The sequence below is a fragment of the Acidiferrobacteraceae bacterium genome (genome assembly GCA_037388825.1).
Lineage (GTDB): Bacteria > Pseudomonadota > Gammaproteobacteria > Acidiferrobacterales > JAJDNE01 > JARRJV01.
In genome coordinates this window covers 1-17312 of record JARRJV010000049.1, presented here as the reverse complement: position 1 = coordinate 17312, position 17312 = coordinate 1, and the positions used below count along the sequence as shown (strand labels likewise).

The following is a 17312-nucleotide window of genomic DNA, read 5'->3' as shown; positions in this document are numbered from 1 at the left end:
TTCGTCGCGACCACTTGATGATGTCGAATCATCCGCACTTCGAGTCGCCGCAATTGAGACAGGTCATGCAACCATCCATCTTGATGGCTGCCTTGGTCATGCACTTGTTGCACAACTGCGCTTCCGGTGGAAATTCCGACGACGCGCTCTCGGATTCCTGGTTTGATTTGTTCCTGTTCTCGAATTCGGCCCGTTTGGCCGCGATCAAACCCTTCTGGTGCTCATCCAGTTCCTCGCTTGCAATCATGCCGATGGACTTCAGGTGGCACTCGATCACATCTCCGAGTTCGGCAACCAGGGACGGTGTGTATTTTCCGCGTTTGAAATAGCCGCCGCGGGGGTCAAATACCGAGCGCAACTCCTCGACCAGGAAGGTCACATCGCCACCCTTGCGGAAAACAGCCGAGATGACCCGGGTCAGGGCGACTACCCACTGGAAATGATCCATGCTTTTCGAATTGATAAAGATTTCGAAAGGGCGGCGTTTTTCGTGCTCCGTGCCCGGGTTGAGCACGATATCGTTGATGGTCACGTACAGGGCGTGTTCCGTCAGTGGGGTCTTGATCTTGTAGGTATTGCCACGAAGCTCTTCGGGCCGTTCCAGCTTCTCGTGCATGTGCACAACGTTGCTTTCAGGCTGTTCCAGTTCCGCCTCGTCCTTTCCAACTTCGTAGGCAGTAATCTTCTTTTCGATCCGGATGGGCATTTCGATCTCCTCGTGTTCGGGCGTGATCCAGGGCTCAGAATTTGCCGTAGTAGCCCTCTTTCAGGGCGTCATACAGATTGGCCGCGGTGTGGACCTCGCCGTCGTATTCGACCTCTTCGTTTCCCTTTGCCTCGACGATTTCGCCGTCCTCCAGCTGGAAGCGGTAGGTGGTGTTGGCGAGGTCCTTTTCCTTCACCAGCACTCCCTGGAAGGCCTCGGGATTGAAGCGGAACGTGGTACAGCCCTTGAGCCCGCGCTCATAGGCGTACATGTAGATGTCCTTGAAATCCTCGAACGGGAAATCCGTGGGTACATTGGCGGTCTTGGAGATGGATGAATCCACCCATTTCTGTGCCGCCGCCTGCACGTCCACGTGCTGTTTCGGGCTGATATCGTCGGACGCCACGAAGTAGTCCGGCAGCCGGTTTGCCGGATCTTCGGCGTCCGGGTGCGCGTGCGGATTCACCATGGTCCGGTAGGCCAGCAGCTCGTAGGAGTAGACCTCGACCTTCTCTTTGGTCTTGCGCCCTTCGCGCAGCACATTGCGACTGTAGTGGTGGGCAAAGGAGGGCTCGATTCCATTGCTGGCATTGTTGGCCAGAGACAGGGAAATGGTTCCGGTCGGCGCGATGGAAGTATGGTGGGTGAAACGCGCCCCGCTGGTGGCAATGCGGTCGGTGATGGTCTTGTCGAACTGCTGCATATAGCGGCTGTACCTGGCCAGCAGTACCCTGCCCGGGATTCGGTCACCTGCCTCGAATCCGTCGGTCTTCATCTCCGGGCGCTTGGCCAGCATGGCCTCGGTTACCTCGAACTCTTCCTCCATGATGGGGGCGGGACCCTTTTCTTCGGCCAGTTCAATCCCGACTTCCCAGCCGGCTTCGGCCATTTCCCGGGCCACCCGCTCGGTGAATTCCAGGGATTCGCCGGAACCGTAGCGCATACGCAACATGGCGACGGTTGATCCCAGACCGAGGAAACCCATGCCGTGGCGGCGCTTGTTCAGGATCTCGTGGCGCTGACCCTCCAGTGGCAGGCCATTGATGTCGACCACATTGTCCAGCATGCGGGTGAAGATCTTCACCACCTCGCGATAGCGCTCCCAGTCGAACCGGGCCTCGGGCGTGAAGGGATCCTCGACGAACTTGGTCAGATTCACCGAGCCCAGCAGGCAGGAGCCATAGGGCGGCAATGGCTGTTCGCCGCAGGGGTTGGTTGCACGGATATTTTCGCAAAACCAGTTGTTGTTCATCTCGTTGATGCGGTCGATGAGGATGAATCCCGGTTCCGCGTAATCGTAGGTGGAGGCCATGATCAGATTCCACAGCCTGCGCGCGGGCATGGTCTTGTAGATCTTGCACGCCACCTGGCCCAGTTCGTTGCTGATATAGCCCGTGGTCGAGGGCCATTCGCGCCAGACGATGAGGTTGTCCGGATTGTCGTATTCCTGCTTGTTGGTGGGGAAGGCCAGATCCCAGTTCTCGTCGTTCTTGACCGCCTGCATGAACTCGTCGGTGATCAGGCACGACAGATTGAACTGGCGCAGGCGGCCGTCCTCGCGTTTGGCGCGGATGAAATCGACCACGTCCGGGTGGGAGATGTCGAAGGTTCCCATTTGCGCGCCGCGGCGGCCACCGGCGGAGGAGACGGTAAAGCACATGGCGTCAAAGATATCCATGAACGAAAGCGGACCCGAGGTGTAGGCGCCGGCACCGCTGACGAAGGCGCCCTTGGGGCGCAGGGTGGAGAACTCGTATCCGATGCCGCAGCCGGCCTTCAGCGTGAGCCCGGCCTCATGCACGCTGCTGAGGATTCCATCCATGGAATCGGGCACGGTGCCGGATACGGTGCAGTTGATGGTGCTGGTGGCGGGCTTGTGCTCCAGGGCGCCAGCATTGGAGGTGATGCGGCCCGCGGGGATGGCGCCGTTTTCCAGGGCCCAGACGAAGCGACCGAACCAATGCTCCTGTTTTTCCGGAGTGGTTTCCACGTCCGCCAGGGCGCGGGCAATGCGCCGGTAGGTGTCGATGACCGTATCGTCGACGATGCCGCCATTCTTGTCCTTCAATCGGTATTTCTTGTCCCAGATGTCGTGCGAGGCCGCCTGCAGCGGTATTTCCACAGGGGAGTGTTGTTCTACTGGGTATTCGGCGACCTTCATAAGGGAGTTACCTCCTCCTTGTTGTACCGGCGGTCCGCCGGTGAGCTTCTAACAGGTGGTGAGACGCTGATCGTACCCTAAGACCACTATATGTTGTGGTTACCTACGATCGAAAACGGCAAATAGTGTGTCTGAAAAGTTTTCTATTTGCAAAAGATTTTGGGTCTGTATTGAAAAAACTTTCGCCTCCTTGCACAAGGCACAGACCTGTGGAAATCGCGGGGATAAGCTGTGTACGCGCGGGAAGAAACCGGGAGCTGGGCGCAGGGCTGCGGGTCCGGGAGCTGGCCTTATATATAGGTATGCCCCGGCGGGTCCTCCCCCAGGATCCGGCGCAAGTCCCGCAGGAGTCGAGCCGGCGCTTCCGAAGCGGTTGTATCCAGGGAAAAAGCGTGTTTTTCCTCGTCGGGAGTCAGTCCCTCCCATTCGCCAAGCTGTTTTTCCAGTACTTCCAGGCCGGCCTCGGAGGCATCCTGTCTTCGATGCAGGCGGTCGGCTACCCGTTGGCGGAGTACCGGAACCGGGGCGTGAAATTCCAGGATCAGGAAGGGAATATCCAGGTCCGCCGCCAGTTGGCGAAATTCTTTCCGCCAGGAAGCGCGCAAAAAGGTGGCGTCCACCACCACGGGATACCCCGCACCGACGATTTGCCGGGCCAGGTTCCGTAGGCGTTCATAGGTCCGGCGGCCCGCTTCCGGGCCATACACGGTACTGGCGGCCTCGGTGCCGGTGCGCTCGGCCGGAGTGAAGCCGAACAGGCGCTTGCGTTCGACATCGCTGCGAACCCGGATCACCGGCAGTTCTTCCACAAGGCGGTCGGTCGCGACGGTCTTTCCCGAACCGGAAACGCCGCAGGTGATGATCAGTGCTGGCGACGGTGTTTTCATGTAACTCCCGGCCAGATCGATATAGGCATGACACGGATCGGCCGTGTCGGGCTGTGACGTCGTCGCGTTCTTGTCCTGACTGCGCCGGATCGCCTCCACCTTGGCCCGTACCAGGGCACGATAGCATTGATAGAACCGCAGTACTCGAAGACCGCCGTAGTCGCCGGTTTGTTGCAGGTATCGATCCAGCAAGCGCCTGCCGAATTCAGCTTGGCCGCGGGCCTGCAGATCCATGATGGCGAAGGCGAGTTCGCTCATGACGTCGATCCAGCGCAACTCCGGATCGAACTCCAGGCAGTCGAACAACAGTACCTCGCCCTGGTACCACACCATGTTCGCCAGGTGGGCGTCGCCATGGCATTCGCGTACGCGGGATTCGGCGCGGCGTTGGGTGAAGACGGGTTCCAGTTCCCCGGCTTCCCGTTCCGACCACCGCAGTAGCCGGGCCAGACGTGTTCGTTCCCTGGCACCGGACAGCCGCGGTTCGATTTGTTCGAAGTTCTCGAATACCGGTCGCCGCACCGCCTTCGCTGACCCGTAGTCACTGTCCGCAGGGGCGATGGCCGCCTGGCCGTGGAAACGGGCAAGCTCCTCGGCGAGGGCGTCGATCTGACCTGCTTCGAGGCGGCCCTGTTCGAGCCTGTGGTCGAGGCGATCGGCCTGGTCGAACTGCACCATCTGCACGGCGTATTCGATGATGTCCGTGTCCGCGCCCAGGACGGGATCTTCGGCCGGGCCGCCGATAGCGATGACGGCGCGATAGAGTCGGGGGGCCAGCCGGCGATTGAGGCGCAGCTCCTCCTGGCAGTAGAACCGGCGCCGTTCGAGGGTGGAGAAGTCGAGGAAGCCGAGGTCCACCGGCTTCTTGATCTTGTAGGCGAAGGGACCCGTCAGCACGACCCAGGAGATGTGGGTCTCGATCACCGTGATCCGGTCAACCGGATGAGGGTAGCGCCCGGGGTCTTGCAGGGCGTCGATGAGCGTGACGGTGCGGGCCTGAGTCATGCCGAATCCCCCGGCCTTGGGTGGCTAGAACTGGTAGCCGAACTCCCGGTTGAACCGATCGCGAAATGCATCCATGTCGAAACGGTGATTCTGTGTTCCGTGGTGCTCGATCTTGATCGCGCCCATGAGCCCGGCGATTCGGCCGGCCGTTTCCCAATCCATGTTGTGCTCCAGGGCATAGAGCAGCCCGGCGCGATAGGCGTCGCCGCAGCCGGTGGGGTCCTGCAGTGCCTGGGCGCGGGCCGGGGGAATCTGCAGGTTCTGCCCCCCGGAATAGATACTCGAGCCATCACCGCCCATGGTGACGATGAGGGCATCCACGCGACGCGACAACTGGTCCAGGGAAAGCCCGGTGCGTTCCTGCAGTAACTGCGCCTCGTAGTCGTTTAGCGTGACCCAGGTTGCCTGATCGACAAAGGTCAGCAGCTCCTCGCCATTGAACATGGGCATACCCTGGCCGGGATCGAATACGAAAGGAATTCCCGCGTCGACGAATTGCGCCGCATGATCGATCATGCCGTCCCGGCCATCAGGGGATACGATACCGAGGCGAACGCCGCTGGCGTCCTGAACCCGGTTGGCGTGGGACTGGCCCATGGCGCCCGGATGGAAGGCGGTAATCTGGTTGTCGTCCATGTCCGTGGTGATGAAGGCCTGGCCGGTATAGCTGTCATCGATCACGCGCACATGGGTGCGCGGGATTCCGCACCGGTCCATCCAGTCGGCGTAGGGCCCGAAGTCGTTCCCGACCGTGCCCATGGGAAGCGGGGTTCCGCCGAGCAGGGACAGATTGTAGGCGATATTGCCGGCGCAGCCCCCGAACTCGCGGCGCATACCGGGTACGAGGAAGGAGACATTCAGGATATGGAAAGCGAAACGGGCCCGGAGGACCGACAATGCCAGCAGGGTACCGTGTCGGGTCGCGAGATAAAAGCGGAGATCAGCGGGAAAGGCGGTAGTCCGACTCGCGCAGCCAGCATTCGAACTTCACGGCGGGCATCGGTTTGGCGATGAGATATCCCTGGCCACTGTCACAGCCCAACATCTCCAGAAGGTGCAGGGTGTCCTGGTTCTCGATGCCCTCGGCGATGACGTGGCGACCGAGGTTGTGGGCCAGGTCAATGGTCGAACGCACGATGACGGCATCGTTCTCATCCGTCGCCATATCCACCACAAACGATTTGTCGATCTTGAGGTTGTCGATCGGAAGTTTCTTCAGGTAGGCGAGGGAGGAGGAGCCGGTGCCAAAATCATCGATGGAGATTGTCGTCCCCATCTCGCTGATCTCCTGCAGCACCCGCTGGGCAACCTCGATATCGGCCATGAGGGCGTGTTCGGTGATCTCGATTTCGAGGCAACGGGGATCGAAATCCCACAACTCAAACAGCTTCCTCAGGCGGGCGGTGAGGCGTTGGTCCCGGAAGGTTCTAGCCGACAGATTGACGGCGATATGCAACTCAAGTCCTGCTTCATGCCAGGTACTGCATTGCCGGATCGCCGATTCCAGAACCCAGTCCGTCGCCGGATGAATGAAACCGGAGCGTTCGGCCAGCGGTATGAATTCGTCCGGCGGAATCGAGCCAAAGTCCGGGTGATTCCAGCGCAGCAGGGCCTCCACTCCGGTGACCACGCCATCCTTGAGCCGGATCTTGGGTTGGTAGTGGAGCTCAATCTCGCCGTCGACCAGGCCCCTGCGCATGTCGCCGGATAGCAGGAGCTGGCGCTCGGTATTGGCCCCCTCGCTCTCGTCATAGAACAGGTAGCCCGATTCCGACGCCTTGCTGCTGTACATGGCAATATCGGCGCGGCTCATCAAGGTGTCCACATCCTTGCCATGCTCGGGATAGAGGGCGATGCCGACGCTGGCACCGATATAGAGCTCGTGGTCGCGGTAACGGATTGGCTGGTCAAACGCGGCGTTGATCTTCTGTGCCACCGCCTGCGCGGTTTTGCGCACATCCGGGGTATCCCCAAGCACGACGGTAAATTCGTCGCCGCCAAAGCGGGCCAGGGTATCGGACTCACGCAGAACCGAGCGCAGGCGCGATGCAACCGCTATTAGAACCTCATCCCCCGCCGGATGACCCAGGGTGTCGTTGATCTCCTTGAAGTGGTCCAGATCCAGCAATAGCAGCGCAACCTGTCCTGAGCCCTTTCGACTGGCGCGGGCTACAGCCTGTTTGAGCCGGTCATGGAACAGCGTGCGGTTCGGCAACCCGGTCAGACTGTCTGTGGTGGCGAGTTCGTGCAGGCGTTCCCGCGTCAGTTTGGATGCCGTGGCATCTTCCAGAACTCCATCGATGCGGATTACCTTTCCGTTTGGGTTCATGTACGGATTAAAAACCCGTCGAAACCACCGATGACCCAAAGCCGGGTCGTGGACCCGGCTCTCAACCTCGACGCGCTCGCCCTTCAATGCGAGTTCCCACGCCCGGGCCACCTGTTCCCGGTCTTCCGGTATCGTCCAGTTCTCGCACGGGATAGGCATGCTGATGTCCCGTTTGCAGATTTCCCTTGCATTGGGGCTCACATAGAGCGGCTGGTTGCTCTCAACGTCCACCGACCAGAGCAACTGTGGGATGTTGGACAGCAGGCTGGTCATCTGATGCTCCAGCGCCGCGACCAGGTCCCGTTCCGCCTGCAATTCGGAAAAGGCCGCGTCCCAGCTGCCCTCAAGGAGAAGCCCCATGTCGCGGAACAGCAGTTTGGTCAGGCTCTTTTCCAGGCAGTGCCGGTCGGCGTCTGCAATGTCCGGGTCGCCATAGACGATGGACCGAAGATGCTGGAGATAAAGCAGGTAGGCGCCCATGATCCACGCTGGTTCGATCCCGTAGCTGAAATGGATTTCACCAATGTGTTTGAGGTGCTCCGCCGCGCGGCTACTTACATCCCCCGCAAGCAGATTGCGCAGGTGCCGGGTCTGTTTTTGCACCAGGTCGCGCAGCATCCCCCCACTATCCTGATAGCGGTGGATGACATCGGCGGTTGCGGGGAAGTCCAGGAGATAGTCGTAGAACACCACCGCGAACTCCTCATCATTGCGCCCCAGGATGTCCCGGTACCGGGCCAGGACCTCGCTGTCATCGTCAATGATATTGAGGAACTCGTTGAAAGCCTGATTCAGGCTTTCTGTGGTCGAAATGCTTCCGCCACTTTCCCCTCTCCCCCAATCAGACTTGGAATCCATCGTGGTCCGTTGGGTTGTTGTGCACTTATACTGGTTAAGATATCGTTATAGATATACTAAATATAGTAGTTTTTTTCTTTTGCCTGTCAATGACTTCCATCGAATTCGGCCCCGCGCTGGACCGCTGCGGCAGAAGCAGGAACAATCGTTTTACCCCTTGTTTCCGGGAGTTTGCCCATGTATTTGAAACACATCCCCTCCGGGGACCTGGTCGAGGTACTGGATACCGCGAGCCTTTTTGATCCGTTCCAGACCGAGGTCAGCGGGCGCCTGCACGCCGGCGAGGAGTTGCAGGAGCCGACATCCTTCGCCAAGTCAGAGCTGGTGTTCCCTTCGGATGAGGCGTTGCCGCGGTGCTGGACGGATGGGCATTACCGGGAGGGGGGTTAGTTTTGGTGTCGCTCCGCGACGCAAACTAGTCCGGGCTGGTCCGGACAGCCCAGGTACTTTTTCTTTGCTTGTCCAAAGAAAAAGTACCCAAAAAGAAAAGACCCCCGGGTCCTTGGCCTTCGGCTCCCCTCGTCCTTCCTTGAAAACCGGTAACGCGAACCGAACTCGCCGGCCAGCCTTGCGACTGGCTCGGGCTCGAACAGCGGTTCGCGATTCGCCGGTTTTCCGCGTCGGTCTCGGCGGCGGACACGGGAGTATTGCCCATCTGCCGTCGCGCCAATGCGTGATGGGCGGGGCAGTGCTAGTATGTTTTCACTAGACCAAAGTTGTCTGCTATCAATTCAAAGCGGACGGGGCGTAAATCAGGCGGGTTCGGCCATTCTGTTGATCTTCTTGGAGTGACCAATCCTGACCCGTGGGTGTGGCGAGGAAGTAGCCGTGGCGACAGACTGGATCTTCTACTCCCTTACAAGGCCCCTCGGACTGGTCTTGATAGCGGCTGGATTGGCGATTCCGTTCGCCATCTGGCGTGTCGTAATGGGTTCGTCCTTCCAGGAATTTGGCGTCAGGCCGCTTGCCGCTGGCTATGGGGCGTCATTCCTTGGACTGGCACTGTTGTGCTTCTGGTCGTCCTACAGCGAATTTTCGAGCCGCGTTGATCAAGGTCTGCTTGAGGAGGCTTCGCGATGGTCGACTGTGCCGGGATGGACGATTTATCTGGCGATTCTCTCCTTGTTGATTGTGCTGCCCGTTCTCGGGTTTATTGCGGTCCCTGCTTGTGCTGCCCTGTTGAAAAAGGGATGGTTCAATAGCAAGAGTATCTCTGGATTGTTGGTTGGGAGTTGGTCGATACCTGCGATAGCCGTGGCGCTGCTGCCATCCAATCTATGGGAGCAAGGCAATCCATGGCAGGCCATGATAGAGGTTCTCTCGGAATCTATTGCAGGGGTACTTCTTGTCGGCTTGCCCTTCTTTAGTGCAATACTCATAACCGCGCGAATCACGCGACGTGATGAAACCTGACTCACGTACAGAGGGCTCGCAAGCGTGGTCTATCGTTAACACTGGCATGAATGTCCGCAATTGGCCAATAGCAGACATTCCTAATCCGCGGATTGTCTTGATTCCCCGTCGGAGCTCACCGAGCACCGCAGTGAGGACCGGACAAAGTGCGAGGGGTGTCGAGCCCGCGCCGGGCGGTTTTCCCGGCCGGCGAGTTCCCGAGCACCCGGTCCGAGGGAGGAGCACAGGGGACCCGCGCAGCGGGTGAGCGACCGGGGCCGCTTTCTTTTGGTTACTTTTCTTTGGCGGTACAAAGAAAAGTAACTGGGCCGTCCGGACCAGCCCGGACTAGTAGTCGCGAAGCGACAAGCAAACTACAACGTCAACCTCCGATAAATATCCGCCACCTTGAACGGCAGCTTGCGGACGTCATCGATGATGGTGTAATTCACGGCGCCGTACATGTGCGGCAGGTACTCCCGCGCCTCGGTGTCGATGGTGATGCAGAAGCTGTGGATGCCGTCCTGCTTGGCCTCGATCAGGGACTGGCGCGTGTCCTCGATGCCGTACTCCCCACGGTAGCCATCGAAGTCGTCGGGCTTGCCATCGGACAGGGTGACCAGCAGCTTGGTGCGGGCCTCGACCTCGTTCAGCAACCGGGACAGGTGGCGTATGGTTACGCCCATGCGGGTGTAGTCCTGGGGCTTGATGCCGGTGATGCGTTGCTCGACGACTTCGGAATAGGGTTCATCGAAGCGCTTGATGCGGTAAAGCTCGCAACGTTTGCGGGTCATGCCGGAGAAACCGTAGATCGCGTAGCGGTCGCCCAGGATCTCCAGGGCATGGCACAGCAGCACCAGGGATTCGCGCTCGGCGTCGTTGATCCAGCCCTTGGTGGAGCCACTCATGTCCACCATGAACATGACGGCGATATTGCGTTCCACTTTGTGCGTCCGCGTAAACAGTCGGTCCGGCATTTCCATTCCCTGTTTGAGATCGGCGAGGGCTTCGACCAGGGCATCGAAATCCACGTCGTCACCGTCGGACTGCTTTTTCATCAGCCGGTTTTCGCCGCGCAGGGCCTCGAAGGACTTGCGCAGGTGTTGCAGTTCTCCGTGATATTTCTTCAGGGTCTGTTGTACGAAGGGTTCGGTATCGGGATGCACATCCATCTCCCGCAGCACGCACCAGTCCTTGCGGTAGTGGCGGCGGCGATAGTCCCATTCCGGATAGAGCAACGTGTCTTCCCCGTGGTCGGAGCCTTTCCACACGTCCTCGGGGCGTTTCTCTGCGCTTGCCCGCGGGTCGTAGTCACCGTCGCCGCCCGCCACCAGGTAGTCCGGTGGGATATCGCCCAGGTCCTGAAGTATGGATTGCATCAGGGCCCGCACCTCGGGCGGCGGTGACATGGGCTTGCCTTCGAGGCGCAGTTCAAACAGGAAGTCCTCGGGCAGCTGTTCGCGTTCCCCCGGTGTGCGCAGTTCGAAGTGCTTGGGGGCCGATGGCGGAATTGCGGAACCGGATTCGGTATTTTCGTCGATCATGCCATCCTCGGTCATGCCGGCGAGGGCCATTTGCAGCAATTGCTTTTCCCGCTCCATGCGCTCGAGCATCACCGCTTCGGCGTGACCGGGGTGGAGTATGCCCTGGTAGCAACGGGCGTCGGGAATATCGTGATCCCACAGTACTTCAACCAGGGACAGCAAGTCCTCGGCCGTAACCCCTGGTTCGCGTACACGCTCAAGGGCCTGGCTCCAGGCCTGGTCGTATTCGATGGCACCGGCGCGGTTCTGCACTGTGGCGATGCTGCGGGCCAGTCCCGGCAGTTCACGTTCGATGCAGGCATCCAGACGCACGGTTTCCAGGGCATGAAAGATGGTGCCCGCGCGAACGGGGTCAGGAAAACGGTCGAGGTGTGCAACCAGCCCCTCGCCGCTGGCGCTGCGCCGAAAGGTGCCGAAGCGGGTCTGGGCCCAAAGGTGGGCGACGATGGTCTTGTACAACTGGTAGTTGTCTTCACGTTCAGCGAAGCGGGCGATGCGGCGGGGCAGGTGTAGCGTCCCCGTGTCGGTCCAGGTCTCTTCCGAGGGCTCAAGCTTCAGTCGCCGCCCCGAGAGACCGTGTACGAAGATTTCCAGTACACCGGAAACCTCCTCGAACGAGATCCCCCGGGTCTTCTGCTCCGATTGGGATACGAAATCACGCACCTCCTTCATCACCGCGGTGGCGGCAAACAGACCCTTCTTGTCGTAGGCATCCATGGCCTGGACGACCCAATCTTCCGTATCTTCCAGGGACATCAGGGTCATGGCCTCGGCCGCCTGGCTGACGAACTGGTAGGCGAGTTCGGCGTTGGTTTTGGCGATGATGCCGGTCCAGTGGAGGGCGAATTCCTGTTGCGTGCGGCCAAGCGGGGCCAGGGATTGTGCCTGTGCGGTGGCCGTGCGGCGTGAAGACAGCACCGGTTCCAGTGGTTCGCCCAGCTGGTCTTCGATTGCTTCGGCGCTGAGTGGTTCTTTGGCCATGTTGCGGGTGAGCGGCAGTCGGCCTGTCCTTGCAGGGCTAGAAGACCGACGAACTCAGTTCGTTTACAGCGATCAGCATCTCCGGGTCATCGGTCAGGGTCTCGGTGATGGCACCGCGGCAGGCGTTCACGGGGTCGATGCCGGAGTTCATCAGTTTGCCGGCGTGCACCAGCAGACGCGTGCTGGCCCCCTCGTCCAGGCCGCTGTCCTTGAGGTTCCGTGTCATGGCGGCAAACTTGACGAGCTTCTCTGCCATTTTCCGGTCGATACCCGATTCACGCATGATGATCTCGATCTCCAGTTCCGGCGCCGGGTAGTTGAATTCGATGGCGACAAAACGTTGACGCGTGGATTGCTTCAGGTCCTTGAGCACGCTCTGGTATCCCGGGTTGTAGGAAATCGCGAGGGCGAACTCCGGCGGGGCCTCCAGCAGTTCACCGGTCTTCTCCATCGGCAGCACGCGGCGATCATCCGCCAGGGGATGGATGACCACGGTGGTGTCCTTGCGCGCTTCCACGACCTCATCCAGGTAACAGATCGCCCCGGCGCGTACCGAACGGGCCAGGGGACCGTCCACCCACACGGTCTCGCCGCCGGCAATCAGGTATCGTCCCACGAGATCGGAGGCGGTGAGGTCGTCATGGCAGGCGACCGTGATCAGCGGCCGTTTCAGGCGCCATGCCATGTGTTCCATGAATCGGGTCTTGCCGCAGCCCGTGGGGCCTTTGAGTAGCACCGGCAGGCCGTTGGCGTAGGCGGCTTCGAACAGCTCGATTTCCTGATCGATTGCCTGGTAATAAGGCTCCTGTTCGATTACATACTCTTCAACCCGGAGAACGCGCGCTTCCATCATTTCCCTTAAAGAATAGTGCGTTAATCGTAGGAATCACTTATTTGAAAACAGCGCGGCGGGGAACGCAACCACAAACATTGACGGCCCCGCAAAAGGCGGGGACGAAATACGCTGGCGGCGAGTCAGCCCCGTCGCCGGCGCGCTGGAGGAAATCGCCGCCAAATAGCATTCCATGGCACGCACGCAAGAAAAAGCCCCGCTTGCGGGGCTTTCCGCGTGTCCCGGCCAGGGCGTATGGCGGTTGGCGTTGGAATCCACAAATCTGCTAGGCTAGCCCGATGGCCCATGGACCGGAACTGTGAATCCCGCAAGCGGGATTCAGGGCGAAGTGTCCCCGGCCTTTCGCGATCCTGCGGAAAAACGCGTGCAAAAAACTGTGCCACAAAAAGCGCCAACGCTTCTGCCGGTACTCGAGTTTTTGGCCCAGCACGCGCCATTTAGCCAGATGGCGCCTGAACACAGGGAGTTACTGGCGAAGCAGCTGAAACCGGCAACGTTCTCGCGGGGTGAGGTAATCACCGAGCCCGGCGACGGTCCGGCGTCGCGCCTGTATATCATTCGCCAGGGCAGGGTCCGGGGGGAATCGGCACAGTCCGGTGACGAAGCCTGGGAACTTGTCGCCGGGGAAGCTTTTCCCATCGGCGCACTCCTGGCCAACCGCCCGGTTCATACGATCCATCGGGCCGTGGACGATACCCTGGTATTCGAACTCGAAGGCGAGGACTTCCGCTCGCTACTTCAAAAGAGTCCCCCGTTTCACGATTTCTGTACCCGTCGGCTGGCAAATCTGCTGGACGATGCCTTGCGCAGTCTGCAGCTGCGTACCCCGGCACCCGGTTCCGAAGCCGGGCCCCTGAACACCCCGGTCGGCGAACTCGTGCGCCGTGCGCCGGTTAGCTGCGAAGCCGACGATCCCCTCGAACGGGTGCTCGACGCACTGAACCGTGAGCGAATTGGGAGCATGGTGATCACGGACCGGGAGCGGCGGCCCTTGGGTATCTTCACCCTGCACGATCTGCTTGCGCGGGTGGTTCTTCCGAAGATTTCTCTTGGCAACCCGGTACGGGAGGTCATGAGCCGGGATGTGCTGAGCCTGAATGCCGACGCGCTCGCGCACCAGGCGGCCCTGCTCATGACGCGCCGTGGGGTTGGCCATCTGTGCGTGGTTGACGTAGATGGGCGGCTCACGGGCGTGGTTTCGGAACGAGACCTGTTCGCGCTTCAGCGCATCGGGCTTGTTGGCCTCAGTCAGGCTATCGCCGGCGCGGATAGCGTCGACGCTCTGGCGGATCTCGTTGACGACATGCGGCGCCTGGTAATGCAGATGCTTGCCCAGGGAGTGTCGGTCGATCAGTTAAACCAGATCGTAACCGAACTCAACGACGGACTTACGCGTCGAATCATCGACCTGGTGCTGGCGGAACAAGGGCCGGGCTGCCCCCCATTTACCTGGCTCTCGTTTGGAAGCGAAGGGCGCTACGAGCAGACGCTCAAGACGGACCAGGACAACGGAATCCTGTTCGAGTTGCCCGATGGCGCTACGTCCGGGGAAGTGCGCGAAGCACTCCTGCCCGTTGCCCGCCGGATCAATGATGCCCTGGCGAGATGCGGTTTCCCGCTGTGCCCGGGCAACGTGATGGCGAGCAACCCCGATTGCTGTCTCAGCACGAGGGAGTGGCAGGACCGCTTCGAACGCTGGATCGACCACGGGACACCGGAACACCTGCTCAATGCCACGATCTATTTCGACTTTCGGCCGCTGTATGGCGACCCGGCACCGGCGGCCGCGCTGCGGGAGTGGCTCACTGCCCGTGTGCAGGAAAACAGCCGTTTTCGCCGGCAAATGGCGGCCAATGCCCTGCGAATCCGACCGGCCCTCGGCCTGTTCGGGGACCTCAAGGTGTCATCCGGCCATGACGGCCATCCGCACACCATTGATCTGAAGTTGCAGGGTGTCACGCCCTTCGTCGATGGCGCCCGCATCCTGGCATTCGCAAACGGGGTCACGGCAACCAATACCATTGCGCGCCTGCGGGACGTCGCGCGAACCCGGGCGATTCGGCAGGCGGATGCGGATACCTGGATCGAGGCCTATCAATACATCCAGCTGCTGCGCATGCGCGCCCACCACGAGCAGGCGGAACGCGGCGAGGACCTGGGCAACCATCTCGATCCGGATACGCTGAATGCCGTCAACCAGCGTGTGTTGAAAGAGAGTTTTCGCCAGGCCCGCCGGCTGCAGTCGCGGCTGGCGCTGGACTACCAGTTATAGGGTTTCACGCCGGCGTGGAAACCGTCGGCGGGAAAGAGGAGGGAAGTGCAATGCGATCGGCAACCAGGCCCGGTTCGATGTCCGTCATCGGCCAGGCCCGGGGAGGTCGTTGAAATCGCAGGCAACCCCGCGCAGAAAGGGGTACGAAGCGGCAAAGCGTCTGAAACCAAAAACAGGAGCGAAGACAATGAAATCATCAGGCACAGCAGCGGAGTACTGGAAACAAAATCTGAAACTCATGGCAATCTGTCTCGTGATATGGCTGGTCGTTTCCTACGGCCTGGGTATCTGGTTTGCCAAGCCCCTGAACCACTTGTCCATCGGCGGATATCCACTTGGATTCTGGTTCGCCCAACAGGGGTCCATCTATACGTTCGTGGCCCTGATCTTTTTCTACGTCTGGCGTATGAACAAGCTTGATCGCCAATACGACGTCCACGAAGACTAGGGCAGAGGGAGGAGAACATGAATCTGACTACACTAACCTGGATCGTCGTTGCTGCGACGTTCGTGCTCTACATTGGTATCGCCATCTGGAGCCGCGCCACCGCCACCGGCGAGTTCTACGTTGCGGGCCGGGGCGTACATCCGGTGCTCAATGGCATGGCAACAGCGGCAGACTGGATGTCCGCGGCATCCTTTATCTCCATGGCGGGGTTGATCGCGTTCATGGGGTACGATGCTTCGGTCTATCTGATGGGGTGGACCGGCGGTTATGTGCTGCTGGCCCTGCTGCTGGCGCCGTACCTGCGCAAGTTCGGCAAATTCACGGTGCCGGAGTTCATAGGCGAACGCTACTACTCGCAGACGGCGCGCATCGTCGCGGTCATCTGTTTGATCGTGGCGTCGATCACCTACGTGATCGGGCAGATGAAAGGCATTGGCGTGGCCTTTTCACGCTTCATGGAGGTGCCCTACGATATCGGTCTGTACGTGGGCATGGCCATCGTGTTCGTCTATGCGGTGCTTGGTGGCATGAAGGGCATTACCTACACGCAGATCGCGCAGTATGTGGTGCTGATCTTCGCCTACACGGTGCCGGCCATCTTCATCTCGCTGACCCTGACCGGCAATCCATTGCCGCAGTTGGGTCTCGGCAGCACCCTGTCCGACGGCAGCGGCGTGCATATGCTTACCAAGCTTAACGAGGTGGTAACCGATCTCGGTTTTGCCCAATACACGGCGCAGAAAGGCACGTCATGGAATATGACGCTGCTGACCTTGTCGCTGATGATCGGCACAGCCGGCTTGCCGCACGTGATCGTCCGTTTCTTCACCGTACCGAAGGTCCGTGATGCGCGCGCATCCGCCGGTTGGGCATTGGTGTTCATCGCCATCCTGTACACCACCGCACCGGCAGTGGGCGGCATGGCGTTCTACAATCTGATCAAGACCGTGCAGCCGGGTGAGATCAGTTCGCCGGAAGGTGCCCTGAAATACGATCAACGTCCGCAGTGGTTCAAGAACTGGGAGCAGACCGGTCTGCTTAAGTTCGACGACAAGAACGGCGACGGACGGATCGAATATCGCAAGGCCGCCGACCAGAACGAGCTGAAAGTGGACCGCGACATCATGGTGCTGGCCAATCCGGAGATCGCGAAGCTGCCCAACTGGGTGATTGCGCTGGTGGCGGCGGGAGGTATCGCGGCGGCCTTGTCTACAGCGGCCGGCTTGTTGATGGCGATTTCCTCGGCGATCTCCCATGATCTGCTCAAGGGTGTGTTCACGCCACATATCACGGAAACCCAGGAGTTGACGGCGGCCCGCGTTGCCATGGCCGGTGCCATTATCGTTGCCGGTTTCCTGGGGCTGCATCCACCCGGCTTTGCGGCACAGGTGGTCGCCCTGGCATTCGGGCTGGCAGCATCCTCACTGTTCCCGGCGCTGATGATGGGTATCTTCAACAAGCGCATCAACAACACCGCCGCCGTGTGGGGCATGCTGGTGGGCCTGGGCACGACCCTGATCTACATCTTCGTGTACAAGGGGTGGTTGTTCATTCCGGGCACCAATAATCTGCCGAATACGCCGGACAACTGGTTGTTTGGGATTCAGCCGGAATCCTTCGGCGCTGTCGGTGCCTTGCTCAACTTCATCACCGCCTACGTGGTGTCGAAAGTGACGGCCCCGCCGCCGGATCACATCCAGCATCTGGTAGAAGACATCCGCGTTCCCCGGGGCGCGGGCGCGGCGACGCACTAGACGGCGTATGCAAGACCGTCTCGCCATGGCCCCGCATCCGCGGGGTCATGGCGGTTCTTTTTTTGGCCATCGATTGCCGGGTGCGACGATTCTGGCTTCGGGCGGTATCCCGCGGTAGCCTG

The 17312-nt window shown here is 60.3% G+C and carries 12 protein-coding genes; 5 read left to right on the top strand and 7 right to left on the bottom strand.

Features of this window, described 5'->3' with window-relative positions; translation table 11 throughout:
• Positions 1-28 precede the first annotated feature (28 nt).
• From P8X48_09700 to P8X48_09680, 5 genes are all read right to left on the bottom strand, one after another.
• Positions 29-706: a hypothetical protein gene (locus P8X48_09700; protein ID MEJ2107583.1), complete on the bottom strand. Its 678-nt coding sequence runs from the start codon at positions 704-706 to the stop codon at positions 29-31.
• Positions 707-740: 34 nt separating this feature from the next.
• Complete coding sequence (locus tag P8X48_09695; GenBank protein MEJ2107582.1) at positions 741-2867, bottom strand: adenosylcobalamin-dependent ribonucleoside-diphosphate reductase; 2127 nt, start codon at positions 2865-2867, stop codon at positions 741-743.
• 290 nt (positions 2868-3157) lie between these two features.
• Entirely contained in the window at positions 3158-4759 is a 1602-nt protein-coding gene (locus tag P8X48_09690; protein ID MEJ2107581.1) for an AAA family ATPase, read from the bottom strand.
• 24 nt (positions 4760-4783) lie between these two features.
• Positions 4784-5656 (bottom strand): carbohydrate kinase family protein, encoded by an 873-nt coding sequence (locus tag P8X48_09685; GenBank protein ID MEJ2107580.1) that lies wholly within the window; start codon positions 5654-5656, stop codon positions 4784-4786.
• Positions 5657-5699: 43 nt separating this feature from the next.
• Positions 5700-7946: an EAL domain-containing protein gene (locus P8X48_09680; protein ID MEJ2107579.1), complete on the bottom strand. Its 2247-nt coding sequence runs from the start codon at positions 7944-7946 to the stop codon at positions 5700-5702.
• A 177-nt stretch (positions 7947-8123) separates the two neighbouring features.
• On the opposite strand from P8X48_09680, the gene P8X48_09675 reads away from it, so the two are divergent.
• Both P8X48_09675 and P8X48_09670 read left to right on the top strand, forming a co-directional pair.
• Entirely contained in the window at positions 8124-8336 is a 213-nt protein-coding gene (locus P8X48_09675; protein ID MEJ2107578.1) for a hypothetical protein, read from the top strand.
• Positions 8337-8774: 438 nt separating this feature from the next.
• Positions 8775-9359, top strand: a complete 585-nt coding sequence (locus tag P8X48_09670; protein ID MEJ2107577.1) for a hypothetical protein — start codon at positions 8775-8777, stop codon at positions 9357-9359.
• A gap of 353 nt (positions 9360-9712) precedes the next feature.
• On the opposite strand, the gene P8X48_09665 is transcribed toward P8X48_09670, so the two are convergent.
• A complete protein-coding gene (locus tag P8X48_09665; GenBank protein ID MEJ2107576.1) occupies positions 9713-11863 on the bottom strand; it encodes a hypothetical protein in 2151 nt (716 codons plus the stop codon).
• A 37-nt stretch (positions 11864-11900) separates the two neighbouring features.
• Entirely contained in the window at positions 11901-12713 is an 813-nt protein-coding gene (locus tag P8X48_09660) for a CbbQ/NirQ/NorQ/GpvN family protein (GenBank protein MEJ2107575.1), read from the bottom strand.
• Between the two features lie 367 nt (positions 12714-13080).
• Here P8X48_09660 and P8X48_09655 point away from each other — a divergent pair, with 367 nt between their 5' ends.
• From P8X48_09655 to P8X48_09645, 3 genes are all read left to right on the top strand, one after another.
• Positions 13081-14988, top strand: a complete 1908-nt coding sequence (locus P8X48_09655; GenBank protein MEJ2107574.1) for a DUF294 nucleotidyltransferase-like domain-containing protein — start codon at positions 13081-13083, stop codon at positions 14986-14988.
• Between the two features lie 187 nt (positions 14989-15175).
• Complete coding sequence (locus tag P8X48_09650; GenBank protein ID MEJ2107573.1) at positions 15176-15436, top strand: DUF4212 domain-containing protein; 261 nt, start codon at positions 15176-15178, stop codon at positions 15434-15436.
• Between the two features lie 17 nt (positions 15437-15453).
• Positions 15454-17190, top strand: a complete 1737-nt coding sequence (locus P8X48_09645; protein ID MEJ2107572.1) for a cation acetate symporter — start codon at positions 15454-15456, stop codon at positions 17188-17190.
• Positions 17191-17312: the final 122 nt, after the last annotated feature.

Coding starts and splice junctions, on each gene's coding strand:
- P8X48_09700 (MEJ2107583.1), bottom strand. CDS start 706: ATGCCCATCCGGATCGAAAAGAAGATTACTGCCTACGAAGTTGGAAAG.
- P8X48_09695 (MEJ2107582.1), bottom strand. CDS start 2,867: ATGAAGGTCGCCGAATACCCAGTAGAACAACACTCCCCTGTGGAAATA.
- P8X48_09690 (MEJ2107581.1), bottom strand. CDS start 4,759: ATGACTCAGGCCCGCACCGTCACGCTCATCGACGCCCTGCAAGACCCC.
- P8X48_09680 (MEJ2107579.1), bottom strand. CDS start 7,946: ATGGATTCCAAGTCTGATTGGGGGAGAGGGGAAAGTGGCGGAAGCATT.
- P8X48_09675 (MEJ2107578.1), top strand. CDS start 8,124: ATGTATTTGAAACACATCCCCTCCGGGGACCTGGTCGAGGTACTGGAT.
- P8X48_09665 (MEJ2107576.1), bottom strand. CDS start 11,863: ATGGCCAAAGAACCACTCAGCGCCGAAGCAATCGAAGACCAGCTGGGC.
- P8X48_09660 (MEJ2107575.1), bottom strand. CDS start 12,713: ATGGAAGCGCGCGTTCTCCGGGTTGAAGAGTATGTAATCGAACAGGAG.
- P8X48_09650 (MEJ2107573.1), top strand. CDS start 15,176: ATGAAATCATCAGGCACAGCAGCGGAGTACTGGAAACAAAATCTGAAA.
- P8X48_09645 (MEJ2107572.1), top strand. CDS start 15,454: ATGAATCTGACTACACTAACCTGGATCGTCGTTGCTGCGACGTTCGTG.